General features: G+C 52.4%; 20 protein-coding genes. 7 read left to right on the top strand and 13 right to left on the bottom strand.

The features are described from left to right. Positions 1 to 24 precede the first annotated feature (24 nt). Entirely contained in the window at positions 25 to 408 is a 384-nt protein-coding gene (locus ACSHSR_RS12370; RefSeq protein ID WP_025010509.1) for a cytochrome c3 family protein, read from the top strand. 204 nt (positions 409 to 612) lie between these two features. Here ACSHSR_RS12370 and ACSHSR_RS12365 read toward each other — a convergent pair whose 3' ends face one another. Beyond that, entirely contained in the window at positions 613 to 1,899 is a 1,287-nt protein-coding gene (locus ACSHSR_RS12365; protein ID WP_479630796.1) for an alpha/beta fold hydrolase, read from the bottom strand. A gap of 193 nt (positions 1,900 to 2,092) precedes the next feature. On the opposite strand from ACSHSR_RS12365, the gene ACSHSR_RS12360 reads away from it, so the two are divergent. From ACSHSR_RS12360 to ACSHSR_RS12350, 3 genes are all read left to right on the top strand, one after another. Beyond that, positions 2,093 to 2,740 (top strand): MBL fold metallo-hydrolase, encoded by a 648-nt coding sequence (locus tag ACSHSR_RS12360; RefSeq protein ID WP_115390484.1) that lies wholly within the window; start codon positions 2,093 to 2,095, stop codon positions 2,738 to 2,740. 202 nt (positions 2,741 to 2,942) lie between these two features. Then, entirely contained in the window at positions 2,943 to 3,446 is a 504-nt protein-coding gene (locus ACSHSR_RS12355) for a DUF1097 domain-containing protein (RefSeq protein WP_025889517.1), read from the top strand. 56 nt (positions 3,447 to 3,502) lie between these two features. Continuing rightward, positions 3,503 to 4,918 (top strand): methyl-accepting chemotaxis protein, encoded by a 1,416-nt coding sequence (locus tag ACSHSR_RS12350; RefSeq protein ID WP_044734322.1) that lies wholly within the window; start codon positions 3,503 to 3,505, stop codon positions 4,916 to 4,918. A 147-nt stretch (positions 4,919 to 5,065) separates the two neighbouring features. Here ACSHSR_RS12350 and xthA read toward each other — a convergent pair whose 3' ends face one another. The 6 genes from xthA to ackA form a co-directional block, all read right to left on the bottom strand. Then, entirely contained in the window at positions 5,066 to 5,872 is an 807-nt protein-coding gene (xthA, locus tag ACSHSR_RS12345) for an exodeoxyribonuclease III (RefSeq protein ID WP_025011773.1), read from the bottom strand. Beyond that, positions 5,872 to 6,171 carry a YciI family protein gene (locus ACSHSR_RS12340; protein ID WP_479630795.1) on the bottom strand — a complete coding sequence of 100 codons (300 nt, stop codon included), beginning with the start codon at positions 6,169 to 6,171 and terminating at the stop codon, positions 5,872 to 5,874. Before ACSHSR_RS12340 ends, xthA begins: the two co-directional genes overlap by 1 nt. Next, the gene (locus ACSHSR_RS12335) at positions 6,171 to 6,716 is read right to left on the bottom strand and encodes a septation protein A (RefSeq protein WP_025011775.1); all 546 of its coding nucleotides are present in this window, start codon (positions 6,714 to 6,716) and stop codon (positions 6,171 to 6,173) included. The genes ACSHSR_RS12340 and ACSHSR_RS12335 overlap by 1 nt, the downstream gene beginning before the upstream one ends. A gap of 95 nt (positions 6,717 to 6,811) precedes the next feature. Continuing rightward, on the bottom strand, positions 6,812 to 7,252 hold the full coding sequence (locus ACSHSR_RS12330) for a hypothetical protein (RefSeq protein ID WP_025011776.1): 441 nt from the start codon (positions 7,250 to 7,252) through the stop codon (positions 6,812 to 6,814). 568 nt (positions 7,253 to 7,820) lie between these two features. After that, positions 7,821 to 9,962, bottom strand: coding sequence for a phosphate acetyltransferase (pta, locus tag ACSHSR_RS12325; protein ID WP_107004683.1), 2,142 nt, complete (start codon positions 9,960 to 9,962; stop codon positions 7,821 to 7,823). Positions 9,963 to 10,056: 94 nt separating this feature from the next. After that, a complete protein-coding gene (ackA, locus tag ACSHSR_RS12320) occupies positions 10,057 to 11,256 on the bottom strand; it encodes an acetate kinase (protein ID WP_025011777.1) in 1,200 nt (399 codons plus the stop codon). Positions 11,257 to 11,414: 158 nt separating this feature from the next. Between ackA and yfbV the strand changes: the two genes are divergently transcribed. Further along, entirely contained in the window at positions 11,415 to 11,858 is a 444-nt protein-coding gene (yfbV, locus tag ACSHSR_RS12315; RefSeq protein ID WP_028779375.1) for a terminus macrodomain insulation protein YfbV, read from the top strand. A 1-nt stretch (position 11,859) separates the two neighbouring features. Here the strand turns inward: yfbV and pflA are convergent, their stop codons facing one another. The 3 genes from pflA to focA are packed head-to-tail and all read right to left on the bottom strand — an operon-like array spanning position 11,860 to position 15,851. Then, complete coding sequence (gene pflA, locus ACSHSR_RS12310; protein ID WP_025011778.1) at positions 11,860 to 12,600, bottom strand: pyruvate formate lyase 1-activating protein; 741 nt, start codon at positions 12,598 to 12,600, stop codon at positions 11,860 to 11,862. 57 nt (positions 12,601 to 12,657) lie between these two features. Further along, positions 12,658 to 14,940 (bottom strand): formate C-acetyltransferase, encoded by a 2,283-nt coding sequence (pflB, locus tag ACSHSR_RS12305; protein ID WP_028779374.1) that lies wholly within the window; start codon positions 14,938 to 14,940, stop codon positions 12,658 to 12,660. A 29-nt stretch (positions 14,941 to 14,969) separates the two neighbouring features. Then, positions 14,970 to 15,851 carry a formate transporter FocA gene (gene focA, locus ACSHSR_RS12300; RefSeq protein ID WP_025889524.1) on the bottom strand — a complete coding sequence of 294 codons (882 nt, stop codon included), beginning with the start codon at positions 15,849 to 15,851 and terminating at the stop codon, positions 14,970 to 14,972. Between the two features lie 946 nt (positions 15,852 to 16,797). Between focA and ACSHSR_RS12295 the strand changes: the two genes are divergently transcribed. Together ACSHSR_RS12295 and panF are read left to right on the top strand one after the other, a co-directional pair. Beyond that, the gene (locus ACSHSR_RS12295; protein ID WP_025011781.1) at positions 16,798 to 17,010 is read left to right on the top strand and encodes a DUF997 family protein; all 213 of its coding nucleotides are present in this window, start codon (positions 16,798 to 16,800) and stop codon (positions 17,008 to 17,010) included. Then, complete coding sequence (gene panF, locus ACSHSR_RS12290; RefSeq protein ID WP_479630794.1) at positions 17,007 to 18,455, top strand: sodium/pantothenate symporter; 1,449 nt, start codon at positions 17,007 to 17,009, stop codon at positions 18,453 to 18,455. The genes ACSHSR_RS12295 and panF overlap by 4 nt, the downstream gene beginning before the upstream one ends. 83 nt (positions 18,456 to 18,538) lie before the next feature. Here the strand turns inward: panF and ACSHSR_RS12285 are convergent, their stop codons facing one another. The 3 genes from ACSHSR_RS12285 to ACSHSR_RS12275 all read right to left on the bottom strand — a co-directional run bounded on the left by ACSHSR_RS12285 (position 18,539) and on the right by ACSHSR_RS12275 (position 25,813). After that, positions 18,539 to 21,184, bottom strand: a complete 2,646-nt coding sequence (locus ACSHSR_RS12285) for a TonB-dependent receptor plug domain-containing protein (RefSeq protein WP_028779373.1) — start codon at positions 21,182 to 21,184, stop codon at positions 18,539 to 18,541. A gap of 301 nt (positions 21,185 to 21,485) precedes the next feature. Further along, complete coding sequence (locus tag ACSHSR_RS12280) at positions 21,486 to 24,380, bottom strand: TonB-dependent receptor (protein WP_044734326.1); 2,895 nt, start codon at positions 24,378 to 24,380, stop codon at positions 21,486 to 21,488. A 425-nt stretch (positions 24,381 to 24,805) separates the two neighbouring features. Next, complete coding sequence (locus ACSHSR_RS12275) at positions 24,806 to 25,813, bottom strand: TDT family transporter (protein WP_025011784.1); 1,008 nt, start codon at positions 25,811 to 25,813, stop codon at positions 24,806 to 24,808. Positions 25,814 to 25,841: the final 28 nt, after the last annotated feature.

Raw genomic sequence — 25,841 nt, 5'->3', positions numbered from 1 at the left:
CTGCCCCGCAACAGGAAGCCCAAGATGTTGAAGATGATATCCACTGTTCTTGTAGCCTGCGCCTTGTTGCTGCCTGGAGCGGCCAACGCTATGAAGATCAAGGACTACCACAAAGAAGTCATGACAGCTGAAAATGGTCGTGTCGATTGCGCCGCCTGCCATGGTGATGCCAAGCGCAAGACCATTCCCGATGCGACAGCCTGTGAAGCCTGCCACGGCACTCCTGAAGATGTTGCCAAGCAGACAGCACGTCCGGCCAACGCCGGTCATGATGTTGAACCCAACCCCCATGACAGCCTGCACTATGGCACGGACTTGCCATGTACTTACTGCCATCAGGAGCACAAAGAGAGCAAGGTTTATTGCAATCAGTGCCATGAGTTCACTTATCCAGCAATGAAGCGCTAAGTCGGCGGTTCGAGTCTCCCTGTATTCTTTGGATTGGACCCAGTCCGTTATTTCCACCGCAGCCTTGGCTGCGGTTTTTTTTGGATAAAAAAAGGTCTGCCAAAAGGGCAGACCGGGACGACACCGAAACAAGTGTTTAAGCAAAGCGTCAATGGATGTGGAACCAAGTTCAGTGTGCGCTTTTAAAATTAACCCAAACTGAATTCACCTGAGCGCCTGGCCGCGATTGAGCGCAATCAGCTTATCGAGGATCCGCTCACCATCCATACGTATGCCATTGTGCTCATATTCAGAGGTCAACCAATACTTGAGGTTGCCGACTCTGGCGGCGGTTTCCAGGCTGTAGGCCTGCTCGACATACATATCTTCGCTGTAGATGGCAGCGGCGACAGGTACCCGGTTATTGGCGAGAATGTTCGGGTCATAGAGTGAAGGCCAATCGGCTTTGGCGGCCAGCAATTCGGCGCAGGCTTTCAGTGGCTTGAGGTTGGCAAACTGTTCGAACATCCAGGGGTAAATCATCTCGCCGCTGAAAAGCAGCTCTTCGGCGTCCGGGGCAAAAGCCGGATATTCGCCCCGCACCCTGTGGGCGGCCCAGTTTGCGGCTTGCTGCTGGCAGTAGATGGACTCGTGCATTATGGCAAACAGCGGGTTGGTATTGTAATCCAGCAATTGACAGAACTGCGCCTCAAACAAGGGATTGAGCGCCTTGCCAATTGGGGTATCTATCAAGGCTTGCTCCAGCAGATAGTAGACGGCCTCCGGCCCTTGCTCCATGCCTAAGTTGACCCCCAAAAGTTGCAGCATTTCCTGGGTCAGCCGCTCTCCTGTGGCCAGGCGCGCCTCATGGCTATTGATAAAGCCTCTGAGCTCGGCCAATAGGGCTTTGGCATCTTTGAAGCGGGTAAAGAAATCCTGATTTTTGGCCAGCAGGCGTTGATAAGTTGCCCGGTAAACCTCGGTAGCGGGGCGCTCAAGGGAAGGGATACCGCCGGTAATAAAGGCTTCCTTGAGCCCTTGCGGCGAGGCGCTCAGGTATCTGAGTACGCAAAAGCCACCGAAACTCTGACCGAGAATGCTCCAGGGAGTATCAGGGCTCAGTTGCGCCCGAATCGCCTCGGCATCGCGGATGATATTGTCGGCGCGAAAATGGCTCAGGTGCTCAGCCTGCTCGTCAGGCGTCATGCCGTCCAGTGTCTTGAAGCTGACCGGGCTTGAAAGACCAGTACCACGCTGATCCAGCAAGAGTACCCTATACTCCTTGAGCGCTCTTTTAATCCAGCCGCCATTGGCAAGGGGGCGGGCGGCACCAAAGCCCGGGCCACCCTGAAAGAACACCAGGAGTGGCAGGGTCGCGGCGTTATCCTGGGTGCCGATAATCTCCCGGGCAAAAATTTGCAGTTGTTCCCCGGTGGGGTGCTGATAATCCAGTGGCAGAGAGAAGAAGTGTTTGCGGCTCAGGATGCCAGCAAGACGGCTGTCTGTTATCATGTAGGGCCTTGGGCTTGAAGGTTGGATGGCTCAAAATTGTATACAAAAATCCCTGCGCTGCAAACCGGCGCCAGAAAAGCCGCTTATCTGTCGCTTTCCTGCCCGGGATCAATTTTTCTGTTGCCGGGTTGGTGGATCATGCATCGAGACGATCTATCGATCATGGAACGATAACAGCCTGCGAGTGTGTGTAATGAAATACCAGATCATCCCAGTGACCCCTTTCCAGCAGAATTGCAGCCTCATCTGGTGTGAGAAGAGTGGCAAAGCCGCTGTGATAGATCCAGGCGGTAACCATGAGCGCATCATGGATGCCCTGGCGCAGCACGGCCTGCAGTTGCAATATATTCTTTTGACTCACGGACACATAGATCATGTTGGTGCCGCCAAGGCTTTGGCCACCGAGTGTGACGTGCAGATTATTGGCCCGCATATCGACGATAAATTCTGGCTGGAGAACCTGCCACGCCAAAGCCAGAACTTTGGTTTCCCGGCCTGTGAAGCTTTCGAGGCAGACCGTTATCTCGAAGATGGTGAAGAGATTACATTGGGAGAGCAGGCATTGCAGGTGTTTCACTGTCCGGGGCATACACCCGGGCATGTGATCTTCTTTGACCGCGAAGAGAACCTGGCCTGGGTGGGAGATGTCCTCTTCCGTGGCTCTATAGGCCGTACTGACTTTCCCGGCTCCAACTATCAGCAGTTGATTGACTCCATTCGTTACAAACTCTGGCCCTTGGGCGAGCAGGTCAACTTCATTCCCGGCCATGGCCCTATGTCGAGCTTTGGTGAAGAGCGGCGAAACAACCCTTTCGTTGCCGATCAGCTACTGGCCGATTGAGGCTATCCCTGTTGCAACTGACCCGGGCATGCCCGGGTTTTTATTTGGCTGAAATTCACTCCATTATTGTTTTTTTACTACTAAATGTTTGCAAAGTGAGCCAGGTCTCGGCATTAATAGGCCCTTTTTTGGTGTAGATCCGGTTTTTGTTATCAAAAACGGGGTAATTTAACCAATAGTTACATTTTGTGGAGATACTCCTATGCAACAGCGTTGGCATGCAGCAATATCTGCCGGCCTCTTGGCCACTGTATGGTGTGGGGTTGCCGACACCTTTGGTCTGATCACCTGGATAGGGTTTCTGGGGTGCAGTACTTTCTTTGCTCAAGGACGCAGTGGGTTCGCCGGTTTGCTTCAGGCCTGGTGCACCAATACATCGGGAGTATTCTGGGCCTGGCTTATCATCAGCGGCAGCAGTTTCTTTGTCTCGCCGGTATTTGGCTGGATCTTCACCGGCATAGCCACCAGTGCCATGTGCCTGCAGGCCTGCTTCGGTAAACTTAACTTTATTCCCGGTGCCTTTATTGGTTGTTGCATCACCTTTGCCATGTCGGCGGATATTGCGGCTATTATGCCGCCGCTGCTGATTGGTGCCGTATTCGGTTATGCCATGAGTCGCTTGACCGATCTCATGGGCTATTGCCAAACCAGCCGCAGTCGTCAAACTCAAACAAAACCTCTGCCGGTCGAAAGGGTGGTGGAGTAATAGATTATACTGCCAGGGTCCTGTCCCGGCTTTTAGCTTCGCGCTGAGGAGCACTGATGAAGCAGATCCAATTTAGAAAAGTTGATGCCATGCTGATTAAGTTCAGTCTCAACGGTAAATTCTGGCTTGTGTGTTCGCTGGTTACCGCCATAACCGCCGCTATCGCACTGGCCAACTGGTGGCAGTTGGATGCCAGTGTAACCCAGGGCGCTGAGGCGCGTTTACAAGCCAAAGCCGAGACCCTGCTCCAGCTGGCGCCCGAGCCGGAGCGCGATCTTTGGCTACAGCAGCAAGGCCTTAGCCGCAATGAACCGCGCGCCGAGGTGAAAGTCATGCTCAGTAGCCGTGACGGCAACTACTGGCTCGGTGACAGCTTAACACTGCAGGAGCAAGAGATGCTCAGCCGGGCGAACTGGATGCTGCTGTGGGCTTTTGTCGGGCTGTTGCCACTGTTTCAGCTTAGCTATTGGATCTCCACCTCACTCGGCGGCGGACTCTGGGATATGTATATGGCAATCAAACGCCTGGCTGACGGCGATTTGAGCTTTAGGCTCAATTTCTTCGGCACAGATGATTTCAGCCTGATAGCCCGCGAGATTGACCGCTGCGCCGATAACATGAGCGAAATGGTCACCGCCATCAGCAGCAATGCCGAAACCTTGTCGATGGCGGCTTCCGAATTTGCCGAGCAAGCCGCCGCCGGTGATGAGATGGGCAAAATTCAGTGGCAGTTTCTCGATACTGTGGCCACGGCGATGGAGCAGATGAGCAATGCCATTACCGAAGTGTCCCATAACGCCGCCGAAACCTCTTCCCAGACCCGGGACAACGCCTCTCAGATGGGCCAGGGCGCCAGACACATAGCAGAAACGGTTGCCAGTATAGGAGAGTTGTCGGGCCGGATTGCCGAGGCTTTCTCTTCGGTATCGCAACTGTCGCGGGATGCCACCGAGATTGGCGCCGTGGTGACCACTATTGATGGTATTTCCGAGCAGACCAATCTGCTGGCGCTCAATGCCGCCATCGAGGCTGCCAGAGCCGGAGAACAGGGGCGCGGCTTTGCCGTGGTTGCCGACGAGGTGCGGACCCTGGCGGGGCGAACCCAGGAAGCGACAGTGGAAATTCAACGTATGATTGAGGGTTTGCAGGCGGGCAGCCGCAATTTGTCTCAGTTGACCGAGGCGATAGTGTCGCAGGCTGATGAAAGCCGCCAGGCGATCATTCAGGTGGGTACGGATGTTGAGGGGATGCGTGGCTCAGTGGATGCGGTATTTGATCGCAGCAGCCAAATCGCAGCCTCGGCCGAAGAGCAAAGCGTGTCGGCCCGGGAGATCAGCTCGCAGCTTGGCGATATCCGCAGCCACTCGGATCAGATGCGCCAGGCCAGCGAAAGGGCGATAGAGCTGAGTCAAAAACTGGCCCAGGCTTCTGCCGCTCTGACCCGGCTGTTGGCACAGTATAAAACCAGTTGAACTGCTAGAAGCTGAGCCATAAAAAAACGCCGGCATCATCAGATGTCGGCGTTTTGCGTTATAGCGTTTCCTGAGCTTTGTTTCTTGCTTCAGGCGTGCCGCTTGCTGTGGTCAGCATCAGCAGCGCCATCAGCGTTAGCGACAATGTCAGCGAAAACAGCTCCAGATAGGCGCGTGATCCGAGGGCTTGTCGATGCCGCGAAGCGCGTAATCCACATCGGCCTCACTCAAACGGCTTGCCAGCGACTCGGTTGCCAGGATCACATCGATACGCAGGCCGCGGTTATCATCAAAGCCACGGCTGCGATAATCAAACCAGGAGTAGCGTTCGCTACGCTGTGGATGCAACTGGCGGAAGGTATCCACCAAACCCCAATCCAGCAGGGTTTGCAACCATTCACGCTCTTCCGGCTGGAAGCTGCATTTACCTGTCTTCAGCCAACGTTTGGCATTGGCATCGCCGATGCCGATATCCAGATCCAGCGGCGAGATATTGATATCCCCTATGATGGCAATATCCTGATCCGGGCTGAATGAGTTTTGCAGATACTGCATCAGGTCGGCGTAAAACTTACGCTTGGCCGGGTACTTGGTCTCGTGATTGATATTCTCCCCCTGGGGGAAGTAGCCGTTGATCACTGTCAGCACGCGGCCGTTGTCCTGGATGAACTTTCCGGCGATAAGCCGGCGCTGGGCATCTTCATCGTCGGTGGGAAAGCCTTTTTGAACCTCAATGGGGGCCTGTTTGGATAACAGAGCCACGCCATAGTGGGCCTTGCCACCGTGGAAATGTACCTGATAACCCATGGCTTCCACTTCGGCCAGAGGGAAGGCTTCGTCGTGCACCTTGGTTTCCTGCAGCCCTATGATGTCCGGCTGGTGACTGTCTATCAACTGTTGCAGTTGATGCAGACGAGCTCTCAGTCCGTTGATATTGAAGGAAACGATTTTCATCAGGGCAGCACTCGCTTGAAGGGTTTAACGATAACACTCAGATAAACGCCGGCGGCAACATAAGGATCGGCATTGGCCCAGGCCTGGGCGGCTTCCAGCGATTCAAACTCGGCCACCACCAAAGAGCCGCTGAATCCGGCGTCCCCCGGGTTTTCACTGTCCACGGTGGGATGTGGACCGGCCAGCATCAATCGTCCTTCATCGGCCAGCAGTTGCAGGCGCTGTAGATGGGCCGGACGAGCGGCAAGACGTTTTTCCAGGCTGTTTTCAACATCTTGAGATGAGATCATATACCACATTATTTGAGTTCCTTGCGTTGCTCTTCGGGGATGTGTTTAAAGAGATAAACCACGGTTGCTATGGTGTTCAGTAGCGTCACTGCGGTCAAGCCAAAGACCTTGAAGTTGACCCAGGTTTCCTGACTCAGACTGAAGGCGACATAGATATTGATAAGGCCGCAGATAATAAAGAAACTGACCCAGTACCAGGTGACTCTGGCCCATATCTTGTCGGCGACCTTGAGTTCCTGCCCCAGCATGCCCTTGAGTACAGGCTTATTCAGCAATTGGCTGACACCCAGACCCAAGGCGAACAGGGCATAGACTATGGTGACTTTCCATTTGATAAAGGCATCGTCGTGAAACACCAAGGTCAGGGTACCGAATACGGCCACCATGGCAAAGGTGATGAGATGCATTTTCTCAAGCTTGCGGTACAGCAGGTAGGTCACCACGAGTTGCAGCGCCGTTGCGGCTATCAAGGCGCCACTGGCGACATAGATATCGTAAAACTTATAAACGGCAAAGAAGATGACCAGCGGCAGGAAATCCAACAGTTGTTTCATAGTAATCAGACTGAGTGAAAATTGCCTGTGAGTTTAGCACGGCGGGCTTTGAGGGATAAACCTCTTCGGCCCTTGCGTGGGTCAGTGCACAATTATTACAGGGAACCTGAGTTGATCTTGCCGGTTTCCGGGAGAATTTCCACTATCACCCAGGCCCGGCCCCGTTTATGCAGGCGAATGGTTCTGTCATCGACCCAGGGGCGGCCACCTCTACGGCCGGTAAATTTGACCACGACAGTCACGTCATCGGTGAACTTGCGAAAGAAGTCGATATCTATCTCTTCAATCTCCAGGGTGACATCTGTCATCTGTAGATTGAGCATATGGCGCTGTACAGAGGCGGCGATATAGTAACTTTTCAGCACCTCCTTCATCGGATCATCGACATAATGGGTTGCCTTCTCGACATCCTTATCTACGTAGATGGCCTGAAAGAATCCCAGGGCGACTTGTTCCGGGCTGTCTATGGTGGCTTTACTCGGGTCATCATTGCAGCCAAATAGGCCTAGCAGACAAAGAAAAAGTAAATATCTCATAGTGTTGACCCTAATGATTGGTGCCAAACAGTATCGGTTTTTTTAGTATTGATCGCAAGCCGATGCCGCACGCTTGACGGGATCGGCGATCCTGTGGCATATAAAGAGGATAGCGCAGAGATTCTTATCCACAGAATCTGTGGACAAGTGTGTTGAAGACTCGATAGATACTTCCTAAGCGATTGATATCGTCGTTAAATTGTCGCTGGTTATTTTTTGACGTTTGGCGCTTTTCCCTATCCGTTTCTCTCCTGATGACTCATTCCTGACTGAATCATAACTGGCGTAAAGGATCCTTTGCGTTGATTTTGTACAGCTTTTGCTGATAAAAGCCGCAGTCAGTATCCAATATCAGTTCTTATAGAGGTTTGAGCTGCCAGCTCCAAAGGGTAGGTTGAAAAGACGCGCAGGTGCGCAGGCCGGCATCGATTTATCCTGATAAACCTTTCATTACCCAATCTGTTCCCCGGCTTTTGATGCTCGCTGAGTGAGTACACTCCTATGTGAAATAGACCACAAAAAAGCGCCTGCCGGAGCAGACGCTTTTCTTGAATTGGCTATCGGACCATTAATTACTCTGAGTGGCCTGAATGGCGGTCAGGGCGATGGTGTAGACTATGTCATCCACCAAGGCGCCACGGGACAGATCGTTCACCGGCTTACGCATACCTTGCAGCATAGGGCCTATGCTGATCAGATCGGCGCTTCGTTGAACCGCCTTATAAGTGGTGTTACCCGTGTTGAGATCCGGGAACACAAACACGGTCGCCTTACCGGCAACCGGGCTGTCCGGCGCCTTGGAGCGAGCCACGTTGGGCATTACTGCGGCGTCGTACTGCAGTGGGCCGTCAATCACCAGATCCGGACGCTTCTCTTTGGCAATCCGGGTGGCTTCGCGTACCTTATCCACATCCGAGCCTGTCCCTGAGTCACCGGTTGAGTAGCTGATCATCGCCACTCTGGGCTCAATGCCGAAGGCTTTGGCCGACTCGGCCGATTGAATGGCGATATCGGCCAACTGTTCGGCATTGGGATCCGGGTTGATGGCGCAGTCACCATATACCAGCACTTGATCCGGCATCAGCATGAAGAAGATGGAAGAGACCAGGCTGGAGCCGGGCGCTGTTTTAATCAGCTGTAGTGGCGGACGAATGGTGTTGGCCGTGGTGTTGACCGCACCGGAAACGATACCGTCCACTTCATTCTGGGCCAGCATCATGGTGCCCAGCACCATGTTGTCTTCCAACTGTTCACGGGCAACCACTTCGGTCAGGCCCTTGTGACGGCGAAGATCCAGCATAGGTTCGACATAGCGCTCACGCACTTCATCGGGATCGATAATCTCGACATCCTCTCCCAGAATGACATCCTGCTGGGCTGCGATACGCAGAATTTCGTCACGTTTGCCTAGCAGTACGCAGCGGGCAATACCGCGCTCGGCGCAGATGGCGGCGGCTTTGATGGTGCGCGGCTCATCGCCTTCAGGCAGCACCACAGTCTTACGGGCGGCGCGGGCCAGCTCGGTAAGTTTGTAGCGGAAAGCCGGTGGCGACAGGCGGTGCTCGCGGGGCGAGTTTTCGGTGACGCTTTCAATCCAGCTCTGATCGATATGACCGGCAACATATTCCTGTACCAATTCAATGCGCACTGCATCGTCCACAGGTACTTCGTGGTCAAAGCGTTGAATATTGAGTGAGGTCTGCCAGGTATTGGTGTCGATAAGGAACACAGGCAGGCCGGTTTCAAAGGCCTGCTCACACAAGGCCATGATCTCAGGCTCAGGTTCATAACCGCCGCTCAGCAGCAAGGCACCAATCTTGACGCCGTTCATCGCTGCCAGACAGGCAGAAACGATAACGTCGGAGCGATCGCCAGAGGTGACCAGCAGCGAGTCTGTCTTAATGTGCTGCACCATGTTGGGAATAGAGCGGGCACAGAAGGTTACCTTGCGCAGACGGCGAGTGTTCATCTCACCGGCATTGATGATGCGGGCACGCAGGTGCTTGGCCAAGTCGGATGCTCTGGGGGACACCAGATCCAGGTTGTAAGGCACGCTGCCGAGGATCCTCAGTGGGCTCTTGCCCGGCAACTGGAACATACCGGCAGTATCGCTGCGCTGAACGTCCTGATGGTCGAATACTTCAGACAGATCCGGGCGGGCACGGCCTTCGTCGTCCACCGGCGCGCCAATCTTGTTAATGATGGCACCGATAAGACGTTTGTTCTTGTTACCACCCCAAGAGTTAAAGGCGATTTCGAGGCGGTTCATCAGCCCGGTCGGACTGTCGTTGCCTGGGGTTGCGACAAAAATCACATCGGCGTCGAGCGCCTTGGCAATGGCATAATTGACATCATCGGCAAACGGATGGCTACGGGTGTGCACCAGGCCTTCGATGATCAGGGTTTCAGTGTTGTCGGCAATTTCACTGGCGCGGGCGATGATTTGCTCCATCAGCACATCCGTCTGATCGGCACGGATCAGCGCTTCGGCGTGGGCCATTTCAAACGGCTCAAGCGGGTTGACCGTGGGGGACTTGCTGAGGATGGTAGTTGAACGCTCAGGGCCGTGATCCTGCGGGCGCAACTGGGAAATGGGTTTAAAGAATTGCACTTTAACGCCGTGGCGTTCCAATGCACGAACCATCCCCAGGCTGATAGACGTCAGACCGACGCCAGTGCCTATGGGGATCAACATAATGTTACGGGACATAAAAACCTCTTCGGAGTCGATGGTTTTCCGGTGAATCTTGTAAAGTCAAAAAACATGAAAGCCGCCAGGCTAACCAGGCGGCTGATTGGTCATATTATTCTTCTATCAAACTAATAGCGTCTTCGGCGATGACCCACTCTTCATTGGTGGGAATGACCATGGCCAGAGTGCCTTCATCTTTAGTGATAATTCCGCCATTGCCGAAGCGGGCGGCCAGGTTGCGTTCATCATCGACCTGGAAGTTGAAGATGGACAGTAGTTCCAGCACTTTCTTGCGGATAATGTCGGAGTTTTCACCTATGCCGCCGGTAAAGACCACGGCATCCAGACGGCCCAATGGCACAGTGTAGGAGGCGATGTATTTTGCCAGACGATAGCAGAAGATTTCCAGTGCCAGTGTCGCACCTTTGTGACCTTCGGCGTATCCTTCCTCAATACCACGGCAATCATTGGTCAATTCGCTGATCCCCAAAAGGCCGCTCTGCTTGTTCAGCAGGTTGTTGACCTCCTCCAGGGTGTAACCCAGTTGGTGCACCAGATGATAGATGATGGAGGGGTCGATATCGCCGCAGCGGGTTCCCATCACCAAACCTTCCAGTGGTGTCAGGCCCATGGAAGTATCCATGCTCTTGCCGCCTTTAACCGCCGTGACCGAAGCGCCGTTGCCCAGGTGAGCACAGATTACATTGGTATCGGCCAGCTCTTTACCCAGCACCTTGGCTGCTTCACGGCTGACAAACAGATGGCTGGTGCCGTGCATGCCGTAACGACGAATGCCGTGCTCACGGTAAAGCTTGTAGGGCAGGGCATAGACAAAAGCGTGCTCAGGCATACTCTGGTGGAAGGCGGTGTCAAACACGGCAACCTGAGGCAGGCTTGGGAACGAGGCCATGGCAGCGCGAATACCTATCAGGTGCGCCGGATTGTGCAGCGGTGCCAGTGAGGCACAGTCTTCGATACCTTTGATCACCTGGTCGTCAATGATAACCGAGCGGGTGAATTTTTCGCCGCCATGCACGATACGGTGACCCACCGCCAGGATCTGTGACGCCAGTTCAGGCAGGGGAGCCAGGATCTGGTTTACAATAAACTCCACGGCTTCACGGTGCGCAGTAAATGCGCCCAGTGCGGCTTCATGCTTTTCGCCATTGTGTTTCCATTTGATGCGGGAGTTTTCCAGACCAAAGCACTCGGCCAGACCTGAGATCTGATCATCGCCCGTGAGTGCATCCATGACTGCAAATTTCAAAGAAGAACTGCCGCAATTTAGAACCAATACCAGTTTTTTAGACATGTTAAAAACCTTTCGCCGTTTTTAATTAATGAGTTACGGGTGAACTGGACTCGCCTGTAACCTGTTTCACTGCGTTCCTGCCGTCAAGCCGTTGTTGGGGCCGAATAGGGAACTGTGCTAAGGTAAAAGCAATATTATGCTTGTTTCAGGTGCCTTGATTGAGCCTTAACTTTCTCAAAACCGTGAGGGAAGGTCATCGTTATATGAAGACCTGGCCCATGGTCAGACAACTGGGTTTCTTTTTTCCTGAGTTTCGCGTTATTCGTGCCACTCAGTTGGCGTTGCAGTTGATGCCTGTGTTGGCCATGCTATCGGCTGCCGCGCCACTCTATTTCTATGGTTGGGACTATCTTCCCCAGGCCATAGCTATCTTTCTGTTCTTTCTCAGCCTGCCTTTGCAGGGCTATCTGTGGCTGGGTTGGCGTGCTCGCCATCCCTTGCCGCTGTCCTTGCTCGATTGGGGAAATCAACTCAATGCCAAGCTTTCCGGGCTTGGGGTGAGCAGTCGCCCTTTAGGGGCCAAGGCCTGCTATATGGATATGGCGCAGATCCTTAAATTGGCCTTTGAACGTCTCGATGCCGGATTTTGGGAAGAGCTCTGAATCAGTAACCGGCATTGATCCCTTTCTGGATAAATATAGCCTTTATTCGCTCCATGGTTTCGCGATCCGGCGGCGACACGCCGTCGAGTTCATAGTGTTCACCCATGGCTTCCCACTTGTGTTTGCCCAGTTCGTGGTAGGGCAGTAACTCCACTTTTTCCACATTGGTCATTGGCTTGATAAATTCAGCCAGTTTTTCGGCCGAGGCTTCATCGTCTGTATAGCCGCCGACAACCACGTAACGGATCCAGGTTTTCTGGCCTCGTTTTGCCAGATATTCGGCAAACTGCAATGTTCGCTGGTTGCTGACCTTGGTGAGATCTATGTGCTTGGCATCATCCATCTGTTTGATGTCCAGCAGTACCAGATCAGTGTTGTCCAGCAACTGGTCGATCACCTCTGTGTATTTACGGACAAAGCCGTTGGTGTCCAAACAGGTGTGAATGCCTTCGGCCTTGCAGGCCTTGAATAGCTCGGCAACGAATTCAGCCTGTAACACAGCTTCACCACCGCTGGCGGTCACGCCACCACAGCTGGCTTCCAAAAAAGGTCGGTAGCTGACTATCTGTTCCATCAGCTCCGCGACCGTAACTTCCTTGCCGCCATCCAGATCCCAGGTGTCGCGGTTGTGACAGTATTTACAGCGCATCAGGCAACCCTGCATAAAGGCAATAAAGCGAATGCCGGGACCATCTACTGTGCCAAAGGATTCCACCGAGTGGATCCGTCCTTTTACTGTCATGTGCTCTCCTTGGAATGGCTGCAGCGGCGGCCGCTGCAGCCTGGTTTCAAACGCGGATTACAGTGCTTTGGTGAAAGTACGGGTAATCACGTCTTGCTGTTGCTCAGGGGTCAGTGAGTTGAAGCGCACTGCATAGCCTGAAACACGTATGGTCAGCTGTGGATACTTGTCAGGGTTGACGACAGCATCTTCCAGCATTTCACGGTTCATCACGTTGACGTTCAGGTGCTGACCACCTTCATGGCCTGGCTTGTGGGAGAAGTATCCATCCATCAGCGCAGCCAGGTTGGTGCGGCGGGCATCTTCATCTTTACCCAGTGCATTGGGCACAATGGAGAAGGTGTAAGAGATACCGTCCTGAGCGTGAGCGAAGGGCAGCTTGGCCACTGAGGTCAATGAAGCGATAGCGCCTTTTTCGTCACGGCCGTGCATTGGGTTGGCACCCGGGGCAAATGGTGCACCGGCGCGGCGACCATCCGGAGTGTTACCTGTCTTCTTACCATACACCACGTTGGAAGTAATGGTCAGGATTGACTGGGTTGGGATGGCGTTGCGGTACATCTTCTTGTCACGAATTTTGGCCATAAAGCCTTCAACCAGCATACAGGCGATGTCGTCAACACGGGCGTCGTTGTTACCGAACTTGGGATAATCACCCTCGATTTCGAAGTCTACGGCAATACCGTTTTCATCGCGAACCGGTTTCACCTTGGCATACTTGATGGCAGACAGTGAGTCGGCAGCAATAGACAGACCGGCGATACCACAGGCCATGGTGCGACGTACGTCTCTGTCGTGCAGCGCCATCAGCGCGGCTTCGTAAGAGTACTTGTCGTGCATGTAGTGGATGGTGTTCAACGCAGTGACATACTGAGTTGCCAACCAGTCCATCAGGCCATCGAGACGGCTCATGACGTCATCATAGTTGAGCACTTCGTCTGTGATAGGATCTGCCTTAGGAGCAACCTGAATTTTCAGCTTTTCATCCACACCACCGTTGATGGCGTACAGCATGGTCTTGGCCAGGTTGGCACGGGCACCAAAGAACTGCATGTGCTTGCCCACAACCATGGGGCTCACGCAGCAGGCGATGGCGTAGTCATCGGACTCGAAGTCAGGGCGCATCAGGTCATCGTTTTCATACTGGATGGAACTGGTGTCGATAGACACTTTGGCGCAGTATTTTTTGAATGGCTGAGGCAGCTGCTCGGACCAAAGCACAGTGATGTTTGGCTCTGGGCTTGGACCCATGTTGTATAGGGTGTGCAGGAAGCGGAAGCTGGTCTTGCTCACCAGTGGACGACCGTCCAGACCCATACCACCGATAGATTCGGTAGCCCAGATTGGGTCGCCGGAGAACAGCTCATCGTATTCAGGGGTACGCAGGAAGCGCACCATACGCAGTTTCATCACGAAATGGTCGATCATTTCCTGAGCCTGCTCTTCGGTGAGCACGCCATTTTTCAGATCGCGTTCGATATAAACGTCGATGAAGGTTGAAGTACGGCCCAGAGACATGGCAGCGCCGTTTTGGCTCTTCACCGCGGCCAGATAGCCGAAGTAGGTCCACTGGATGGCTTCTTTGGCATTCTTGGCAGGGCCGGAGATGTCATAACCGTATTTGGCTGCCATCTTCTTCATCTTGCCCAGCGCTCTGTGCTGCTCGGCAATCTCTTCACGCAACTGGATAACGTTGCTCAGATCTTCACCGGCTTCCATCTGAGCCTGCAGTGAAGTGAACTGGGCAACCTTGTCCTTCATCAGGTAGTCGATACCGTAGAGGGCTACGCGACGGTAGTCACCAATGATACGGCCACGACCGTAGGCATCGGGCAAACCTGTCAGTACACCTGACTTGCGGCAAGCGAGAATTTCCGGAGTGTAAACATCGAACACACCCTGGTTATGGGTCTTACGCAGTTCGGAGTAGACATACTTGATTTCAGGATCCAGCTCGCGATCATAGGCGGCGCAGGAGCCTTCAACCATGCGGATACCACCGTTGGGCAGCATGGCGCGTTTGAGTGGCGCATCGGTCTGCAAACCAACAATGGTTTCCAGTTCCTGATTGATGTAGCCGGCATCATGGGAATCTATGGTAGAGACTTTGTCTGTATCAAAGTCGACCGGAGCGTGGGTGCGGTTTTCCTGCTTGATGCCTTCCATGACTTTGTCCCACAGGGCTGTGGTCGCAGTGGTGGGGCCAGCCAGGAAAGACTCATCACCTTCATAGGGGGTGTAGTTCTTCTGGATAAAGTCACGTACATTGACTTCGGTCTTCCAATCGCCGGGAACAAAGCCTTCCCATGCGCTTGCAAACAGCTCAGTTTTCTCGGTCATAGTACTCATACCTTCTAGTTGAGATAAAGTTACTTGCTGGCCTCGCTGCCTTGCTTGGCCAGCAAGGGACGGCGATACACAAACCAGTAAGTCAACCCTACAAATAAAGCTCCCCCCACGATATTACCCAGAGTGACGGGAACCAGATTATGGAACACGAATTGGCTCCATGTGAGATCGGCAAACTGCTCGGGGCTGACCCCGGCGCTTGTCCAGAATTCAGTGCCGGCCATATTTTTGCTGATAATGGCCATGGGAATAAGGAACATGTTGGCAATGCAATGCTCAAAGCCTGCGGCGACAAACATGGCGACCGGCAACACCACGGCCAGCAGCTTGTCAGTGACCGAGCGACCGGCATAGGCCATCCATACCGCCAGACACACCATGATGTTACACATGATCCCGAGGGCGATGGCCTGGAAAAAGTCATGGTGCAGTTTGGCTTGAGCTGTCTTCATGTAACCAAGGCCTATCAAACCGTGGCCGGCATCATAGTGTTTGGCGGTGATCATCAGGCCTACCAGTAGCATGGCGCCGATAAAGTTGCCCAGATAGACCAGCCCCCAGTTGCGCAGTAAGGCCTTGGTGGTGACCCGTTTGCTGGCTCTGGCAGTAATGGTTAATACAGTAGAGGTGAAGAGTTCGCCGCCCAGAACCACCACCAACATCAGGCCCAGGCTGAAGCACAGGCCGCCGATGAGTTTGTTGAGACCGTAGGGAAGGGCGCTGCCACCGGCAGTGGCGACAACATAGAAGATAAACGCGAGGCCAATAAACACCCCCGCAGTCATGGCCAGCAACAGGGTCGACTGGGTATCGCGGCCGATTTTGACGACGGCCGCATCCTCGACCTTCTGCGCAGTATTGGCAGGGGTTGATGCATCAAATGGGCTAGGACTGTTGTTCATAGCTGCCTTCTTTCGCTCATTTGGTGGCTGGCCACCGGTTTAGGTTATGAAATTCATTTATCGCTTGTTCTGTGTGATGACCCTTGAGCCATCGAATTCGTTAACTATAAGCAAAATGTAATTAAATTACGTGATTCAGATCAATTTAATCGCCGTACAATCTGAATTATGAAATTAAACTACCTTTCGCCATTCTTTTTTGCCTGAAAAACCGTCTTGAAACAATTAACCGCAATCTTAATTATCTTGCAGTGTTATCTACCGCATCCTGTGCTTTCTATTTGGTGTTTAACCCAAGCATAAGCTTGTAACACGTTATAAAAGTCCAATCTGTGCTGTTGCTCGCGATGAATGGCTGCAAACTGGAAATGTTTACATCTCCCATGTTGCCGCAATCTCCATCTTCTTTACTTACAGAGCCCAGGTTGAGGTTTTAGCTACCCCGAGAAAGTCTGTTCAAAGAATCGCTCGTTACGCATCCAACCTTAAAATTGGTCTTACCAATTTACCACAAAAATATTAACACAGAGCCGCGCTGTCGGCATCTGATATCGGCCTTTCCCCACAGGGAAAAGCTAAATTTTGCGAGCAGGTTAACAATTGTATGCCATAGCACCGACACTGGGGGATCCGCCGACAGTCTATTTAAGTAAATCCTTATTCCTGCAGCCTCACAAACTGGTGTCAAAGTTTGAGTCAGGTCTTGAATTTTGGGCCGTTGTGACCTGTTCGGGAGCAGGCTCAGGGCTGTGAGTCCTGTCATGGTTAATTCGGCATGCAGTCAAAAAGTTAACGGAATATCATCAGGTAACCGGGTGATAACTTTATCCCACAACCAAAGCGTAACTTGAGTCATGCCTTGGCACTCGGGGGAAGAGTTGATTAGAATCAACGCTTTCTTTTTGCTGTCACGCTCCAACCCCAGGAGCAATCCAAGGAGGCCGTTATGCCATCCATGGCACGTCTGGCCATCATACTTACCCTGATCTACGCCCTGTTGTGGGCTTTGGGGCCCCTGTTGACCGATATGGGTGTCTGGGACTCAAAACCTGACTATTACGGCCTGCCATTGTGGTTTTGGCTGTCCTGTATCCTGACCCCGCTGTTTTTCATTATGGGACTCTTCTACCTGTTTGGCCGGGGAGGGCATAAAGAGTGACCACTCTTATCCCGGTATTACTTTATCTGTTGCTCAGCCTGGTGTTGACCCGCTTTATTGCCGCCAGACAAGACAAGGCCAGCCTCTATCAGGATAAGGCGGCGCGCTTTTTTATCGGTGGCCGTTTTCTCAATGGCCCCATGTTGGCCTTGACGCTGGTGGCCACCTATACCAGCGCCAGCTCTTTTATCGGTGGTCCGGGCGCCGCCTACAAGATAGGTTTGGGCTGGGTATGGCTTGCCTTGATCCAGGTGCCGGTTGCCATGCTGACCCTGGGAGTGCTGGGGCCGAAGATCCTCGCGGCCAAGGCGCCTTACGCCACCTTGATTGAGTGGTTGGACGCTCGCTTCGAACATAAAGGAGTCAGCATGTTGGCGCTGGGTTCCTTGGTGCTTGGATTTATCGCCATGATAACGGTGCAGTTTATCGGCGGCGCCAGGTTGTTTGCCGGGGTCAGCGGTATCGACTACAGCCTGGGGCTGGCACTGTTTGTGGTGACAGTGTTGGCTTACACCCTGAGCGGTGGTTTTAGGGCGGTGACCATCACAGATGCCTTTCAGGGAATAGTAATGCTACTGGGGCTCTTGCTGCTGTTTTTCACCCTGCTTGGCCATGGTGGGATGACAGAGTTGATGTCCAAGGTGGCCAGCGAAGATCCTGCCTTGTTGCAGCCCCACGGCAATGAAGGGCAACTGGGCTGGCCCATGATGCTGTCGTTTTGGGTGCTTATCTGTTTCGGCACCTTGGGGCTGCCACATACTGTGGTGCGTTTATTGGCGGTTAAAGATACCCAGGCGCTCAAGAAAGGCATTATTTGGGGCACCCTTATCAGTGTTTTGATGACACTGTTACCGCATCTTATCGGTTTGATGGGCAGGGCACTTTATCCCGATTTGCAGGTACCGGATGAAATCATGCCTACCTTGATCTCCGGACTGTTTTCGCCACTTTTGGCCGGGGTGTTGCTGGCGGCGCCCATCGCCGCCGTGATGTCGTCGGTGGACTCCATGTTGCTGCAGGCGGCGGTCAGTCTGGTGCGGGATGCCTGGGTTAAGGTGAGGCCACAAACCTCGGCGCAAAGCCAGCTGCGTTTGAGCCGCATTACCATGTTGATGATTGCTGCGCTCGCCTGTTACTGGGCGCTAGAGCCGCCGGCCATGATAGTCTGGCTCAATCTGGCGGCTTTCGGCGCGCTGCAGGCGGTGTTTCTCTGGCCAATATTGGCGGCGGTATTCTGGCCTTCATTGACTGGCAACTCGGTGTTTGCCGCGATGATTTCCGGATTGCTGAGTTATGGAATGCTGCAATGGCTGGCCTTGCCTTTGCCGCTTCATATTCACCCTGTGGTACCGGCCTTGCTGGTTTCCCTCTTGGCCATGTTGGGCTGTCAGGCATGGTGGCCGGTAAGGGAAGTTTTGGTTACCACACAGGACAAAGCGGAATGAAGCTCCATGCTTGATTGTTGAGGATGGAATTAAACAAAAAAAAGCGCAGTCAATGACTGCGCTTTTGGCTATTAAAGCGTTTATCAGAAGCGGATCTGATAACCCGCGTAGACTACGCGACCGATAATGTTGTGGGTATCGGCGTCATAACCTGGGTAGGACAGCTCATAGTTCACCGCAGGCATGGCATCGAACAGGTTACGGGCACCGACTGTGACTTTACCGAACTTGTCAAAGTCATAGTTCATGGCCAGATCCCAAGTGGTGAAGGAACCGAAGTCCTGCTTGTCGATGTTGGCAGCTTGCTGCTGTGGCGTTTCACCGGCATAGGAGTCTATGTACTTGGCGATCAGCGAGGCGCTGAAGGCATCGTACTCATAGCTGAAGGTGGAGTTGAAACGCAGCTCAGGATATCCCTTGGTACCCAGCACGTCGTAACGTGGGTCGACCGGGCTGGCCTGCTCTGTGTATTCCAGTGCATAGGTGCCTTCCAGTGCGAACTTCAGGTTGCCGTAGTTACCCAGCTCGAAGCGCGAGCTGAAAGAGACGTCCAGACCCGAGGTTTGTACCCCGTCCATGTTGATGTAGCCGGCGCCAATCTCTTCAATCTTGCCGTCGGTATCACGCTTCACATAGACATATTTAGGATCGTACGCACCGAGGCCGGTTGTGGCTTCCAGATCCAGAATAGTCTGGGCACCGACGTAGCTGACCTGGTTGCTGATCTCTATGTTGTAGTAGTCCACAACCAGAGAGATATCATCAGTGATGTTCCACACTGCACCGAAGGCATACTGATCAGACTCTTCAGGTTTCAGCTCCGGATTACCTGAACTCTTGCGCAGATACTGAGTTGATTCACACACATCAGCGCCTTCGCGTTGGTCAGCCGGCAGCATCTGACAGCCTTTGGTGTCGATCACTCTGTCATAACTGGTAGCGGCTTCGCCCAGCAGATCATCCAGTGACGGAGCACGGAAACCCTGGCCGTAAGAGGCGCGCAGTACCAGGTTATCCAACAACTGGTAACGCAGGTTGATAGAGCTGGACAGCTGGCCTTCGTCCGGCAGGCTGTATTGGTCATAACGGCTGGCCAGTTTGATGTTCAGATCGTCAGTGACCGGCAGTTCCAGCTCAACAAAGGCAGCCTTGTAGTTACGCTCACCGGCGGAGTCACCACCGTAAGTACCCAGTACTTTGCCGGCAGCTTGCTGCGCGTCGCGGCGATCGCTGAATTCCATCTTCTGGTACTCGGCACCCACGGCATAACCTATGTCACCGCCTGGCAGTGCGATAGGCGCCAGCGCAGCCCAGGAAATGGCAGTCGCTGTGGTCTTGGAGTCAGCTTGACGGGTGGCGGTGTGCAGGAAGCTGTCCAGGGTTGCCTGAGTCGCATTGCCGCCCAGAACAAATGGGTTGTACAGGCCGGCATCTACGGCTTGTTGCAGGTTGTCTTCAAACACATAGGAGTCAGTGCTTATGTCTACTTGCTGATCTGAGTACTGTACATACCAGTTCAGTGAACCGGCATCCAGCTCCAGGTTCAGACCGGTAACCACATCAATCACATCGGACTTGAACGTCGTGCTGCGATCGGCCACACCGGTAAGACGGTGATAAGCCTGTACTTCGCTGGCGTTGGCCGTGCCATAAGTTGGGTTCAGTGGGTTGTCGGCAGCTATGTACAGGTTAGGGGTCCATAGCGCGGTAGAGGAAGTCGTGGACTTGTCACGCATCACAATCGCCTGACCGAACCACTCCAGGTTGTCGGTAATTCTGTAAGTCAGGTTGCTGAACAAAGAGTCTTTGGTCTGATCCGGCAGGTAATCGGTGCCTTCATACATGCTATAGCCACAACGTGGACCATCTTTGCTCTGAACGATTTGATCGGCCGGACAGTCTTTACCCGGTACATAGTTACCTGTGTAGGTTGGCGTCTCAAAGGTTCCGTCTTCTTTTTTGCCTGGGCGGGCAGCCACAGGGCGCCAGGTACCTTCCGGTGCATACAGAGAGCTGCGGCCATAGGCCTCATCCCAGTTGGCGGTCAAATGATCACGCTGACCACCCTTGAGAGGATCAAACTTCTTGTGCTCTATGATTACCAGGCTGGTGCTCTTATCGCCTGTGTTACCGAAGGTCATCGACGCCGACATTTCATCACGGCCACCCTGAGTTGGGTTAGCGTATTTCAGATCGAATCCAAGACCGTCATAGTTCTTCTTCAGAATGATGTTGATTACACCACCAATGGCATCGGAACCATAGATGGCAGAAGCGCCGTCACGAAGGATCTCAATGCGCTCGATGGCGTCCATAGGGATCAGGTTAAGGTTGGTTGCATCGGCACCAAAAGTGGCTGATGGTGCGATACGGCGGCCGTTGATCAGGGTCAGGGTGCGGTTTGAACCCAGACCACGCATGCCCGAGCTGGCATGGTTACTGGCAGAGCTGCCGGCGTCGCTGATGAAGCTGCCCGCAGTGTTATATGGCATTTGTGCCAGTACCGCAGAAACATCTGTCAGGCCGGTTTTGGCTATGTCTTCAGAACTCATCACAGTTACCGGCAGTGCCGATTCCATGTCGGTACGCTTGATACGTGAACCGGTAACTTCGATGCGCTCCAGTTGTTCGTTTTCGTTGGCTTGAACTGCAGGTAGGCTAAGAGTGGCCGCTGCTGCGCCGCCAAAGAGGGCGAAGCGCACAGCTTTGCTGACACTGAGATTCATCATTTATATCCTTTTATGATATTTATTTTGTCTTTTTGTATTTATTCGAGCCGGCATAGAACAATTCGGCGACAAAATGTAACCATTAAGATACAAATAATACAAGCGGTTAAATGCTTGTTACCCGATTATTTATTGTAATAAAGATGTAATCAGATGTTTTGAAACTATTAAAAAACATCAGCAACCACATTTAAAAACATGATAAAAACATTTGATTAACATTTGCGGGGTTGGTTGAATAAATAATAAGCGGCGCAAAATGCGCCGCTTATTTACCGAATAATATTCAGTTTAAATGAGCTTAGAAGGAATAGCTCAGACTTGTGTAGTAGAAGCGACCGACGTTATCGTACGCTGCAGAACCTGCTGTGGTACCGGTCGTACCATAAGGCAAGTCTTTATCGAACAGGTTATCGATACCGAACTTAAGCGTTATACCGGAATCAAACTGATAACCCACGGCGACATCACTGATGAAGTAATCGTCGTACTGCATGTTTGAACTTGGGTTTGCGTTGCGGGCCAGTTCCTTATCTGTGTACAAGCTGACGTCATTGACGAAACGGGTACGCCAGTAGCTGAGCCAGTTTTCATACTTGTAGTTCAGGGTCAGGTTGGCCTGCCAATCTGCATATCCCAAAGTGCCGGCCAATTCTTCGTAATCGCTGGGATTATCCTGGAAGGAGAAGTTCCGGCGCTTAAGCAGGTGAGTCGCAATCAGGTTGGCACTGAAATCACCACCCAGAATGTCAGTCTTATAAGCCAGATCCAGGTCAACACCAGAGGCCTCCAAGGCTGCAACGTTCAGAGAGTGACTCTGAATCAACGTTATCTGGTGTGAAGATGGGTCACGGGTGATCAGCGCGCAATACTGGTTATCTATACCACTGGTCGAATCCAGGCAGCGATCTATGATGTCCTGAGCCGCAATAGAACTGATGGCATCATCAATCTTGATATTCCAGTAATCGAGTGTCATAGATAGACCTTCGATAAACTCAGGTTGATAGATAAGCCCTACAGTGTAGCTGGTGGACTCTTCAGGTTTCAGTTCCCGGTTACCACTGCTCTTGCCTTCTATGCTTTTGGCATCGTACTGATCATTGAAATCAGTAGGTACACCCAGCGCGGCACAGTTCTTGCGGCGAGTGGAAGAATCGGCCAGGTTATTGAGGTTATCAATACGGCATGAATCATCAACCCGGAAGAAAGTTTGACTTGGGGCACCAAACAGCTCGCTGATATTAGGCGCTCGAATGGCTTCAGCATAGGTACTGCGCATTCTCAACTCGTCGTTGATTTCCCAGCTCAGACCGGCTTTCCAGGTGGTCGCATTGCCAATGGTGCTGTAATCGGCGAACCGTACGGCCAGATCCATATCCAACTGACGGATCAGCGGCAAGTCGGCCAGCAGAGGTATTGATACCTCGGCAAATACTTCCTTGACATCGAAATCACCTTTGTCTTCACCCAAGGCGTTGAAGAATGTGCCTGCAGCATTCTCAGGCTCTTTGATCTCACTCTCTTCTTTGCGGTACTCAACACCGGTAGACAGGCCTACATAACCGGCTGGCAGTTCGAATAGCCCGGAATTGGTGATAGTGCCACCCAAAACGGTTTGCTTGATCACTGCGGTGCCAACAGAAGTGGTATTGATGTAGTCAATGGCTTCCTGGCTTGGGTTACCTGCACCAAAAATGTTGACCGGCACACAACCTTCAGCACGGGCGGTTTCGCTGCGACAGACTATGTTACCGTCGAGCATGACAGCATCGAGGGCATTTTGGTAGTTGGCATAGATGAGGTTATTTTTGTTCACCCGTTCCAGATCTGTCTGGCCATAGATGGCGTACAGGTCATAATCCCAGTCATCAGCCAAGACGCCTTCTAGACCCAGTACGTAGCGCTGGGTTTCACGGGTGTCGTCCTCGACACGTTGGCCCAGGTCGGCCATGAAACGGTTGATGACGATTGAATCCAGTGGCTGAGGGTTACCGTCCGCATCCTTGTTGCTCTTCATCAGAGCAACAAGGTTGGGATCCAGATAAGGGTTATCAACCTTAATTGTGTTTACCTTGTTGCCAAAGAAGAAGGCAGGCTGACCATAATCACTGGCCTGACTGTTGACATATTTGGCCTCAAAGTAGAGGTTCATATCGTCATTCAGCTGATAATTGCTCTTCAGGTTGAGGTTATAACGCTTGAATTCTGGTTGCAGATCTTCAAACTGTCTCAAGTTGGTGAAGTCACAGTCGACACAATAGTTCCCATCAACTTTAGGGCCGATGTAGACATCACGGATAGTCCCGTCTGGATTGAAGGTCTTCCAACCATCCAGGAAGAAGGTACCGGCGTTGCTGATCTTATAATGTCCGCCGTTTGGCAGGAAATACTTGTCTGGATCAGACGGATCATTGGAATCGATATAGTTACCGTCGGCATCCTTGGGTCTGTTGGTATTTTTCAGACTGGTAAATGAGGTTTTGGTTTGATCACGATCGAAAGCTCTGAGTCTATCTTGAGCGCTGTATTCTGCGGCGAAGGCGATATTACCGCGACCATCATTGATATCTGTACCGTAAGAAAGCGAAACTCTGTCTTTACCAAAACCACTGTCATCGGCCCGACCTTTGATAGCGGAAATATCCAAGCCGACAATGTCTTTTTTCAGAATGAAGTTAACTACGCCTGTTACTGCATCTGCACCATAAATAGCAGATGCACCACCCGTAATGACTTCCACTTTTTCGACCCAGGCACTCGGAATCGTGTTTACGTCAACCGAAGAGCTTCCCGCTGAGCTGGCAACATGGCGTTTACCGTTAACCAGCACCAAGGTTCTGTCGGTACCCATGGTACGCAGATCCAACAGGTTGGCTCCGGCAGTACCAATGTAACGTCCAGAGTTGGCAAGAGAATAGGTGTTACCTAGAGCAGGCAACTGGTTGAGGGCTTCACCTATGTTGGTAACACCGGTAGACAGAAGTTCTTCACCCGAAATTACTGTCACCGGGGTAGGGGCCACGGCACCTTCACGTACGATACGTGAGCCAGTGATAGAGATACGCTCAACGGCAGAATTAGCCGTTTGCTGATCTTGTTCTGCCGACAATGCTGGTGCGGAATAAGCTGCAGTTGCAACACCACCAATTAACGCAAAGCGCACTGCTTTGGCTAATTTAGAATTAGCTTGCATTATTTTCTCCCTGATACTTATGTGTGTTTTTATTTTTTTCATCCGAATTAATTAAAAAATGTTTCCGGATGTATCAGGAATATAACCTTAGTGAAATAAAAAGTGCAACAAGGATAATGCAGATGTAATTAAATTATACTGAAACCAAATATGCCCATCTTGTTATCATAAATATAACGTACAGCGTTTATTTGTTGTGGCTCTCGATCTTGCTGACTAATTAGTCACATTAATTAGCAAACTATTCTATGTTGTAAATTTATGTGGAGCTAAATGTTTTATTAATGTTTAAACTTGTTCGTAGTGAAGAGTTGAATTTGCTTTGTCTAGGAGCTTGAGTAGATTTCAATGGACCATTGAAGATCCAATAAATCGCAAAAGCGTGATTTGCGTCACGCTTTTGCGGGTTTATGTGTATGGGAATTTCAGTTTCCCAGAGACCAGGGGCGGTAGTGTCTGAGGTAACTGATAGCGACGAAGCCGACAATAGCACTGGCTATCACAAGCTCAATATTGCCAAGTAGCGCCAGTGGCCGGTGCAGCGATTGCAGCATGGGTTGGCTGTTGCACCAGGCGGCTGTTTTCAGTAGGGCTGTGGCTCCTATCACCATGGGGAAGGTGTAGGCAGCAAACCCAGGGCTGAAAGGGAGGCGCAGCAAGTGCAGGAAGGCCAGATAGATGACCAGGGTCATCAGCAGGGCCAGACTCAGCAGCAGTGCGACCAACCAAAGCTCAGGCTCCGGGGTCAGGGTCAGATAGCCGGCCAGAGACAGGCTGGCCGGTGCTGCCAGAATCGCTATGGTCGGCTTGGCTGCATCAGCGACCGGATTGCAGAAGATCAAGCGATAGAGCATCACAGGCAGCATCACCAAGTAACTGACCAAGCCGAACATCAGAATGATGTGAGCGATTTGGGCGCCTACCTCGCCGGCTTCGGCGCCGGGAAAGGTCACGGCGGCCACCACCATGCCGATAGGGGGCACAAACCAACTGGGCACCATATGCTCCAGGTTGAAGTCCATTGCTCTATGCAGCACAAAGGCCGCCAGTAAACAGCAGTGAATGGCGATAGCCGTCAACCAGATCAGGAAGCCACACAAAGGAAGATGGATCCCTACGGCTTTGGAGATCACCATCAGTGCCATGGCAAAGGTGGGCAGCACACTGCCGACCACAGGGTGGCGCAGTTCTTCATTCAGTAATTCAGGATGCAGAATGAATTTGACTGTCAGCAGAGACAGTAATATGCCGGCAATCGCCGCGCCCAATGCCAGGCCGGGAAATTCTGCTGACACGTTTTCCCAGGCCCAGCCCAGGCTGGCGATAGCCAGCGCCAATCCGGCCAGTGGGCTTGGCAGCCGCCTGAAGGCGGCTTTACTGAATTTGGACTCGCGAGTGCTGAGTTCTTCAGTGGTAGTGGCAACGAGTTTCATACTGTGACCTCTAGATTCCGATTTGATG

Source organism: Shewanella sp. VK101, assembly GCF_056497865.1.
The sequence above is the reverse complement of the archived record's forward strand: the minus strand, read 5'-3'. Positions and strand labels throughout refer to the sequence as shown.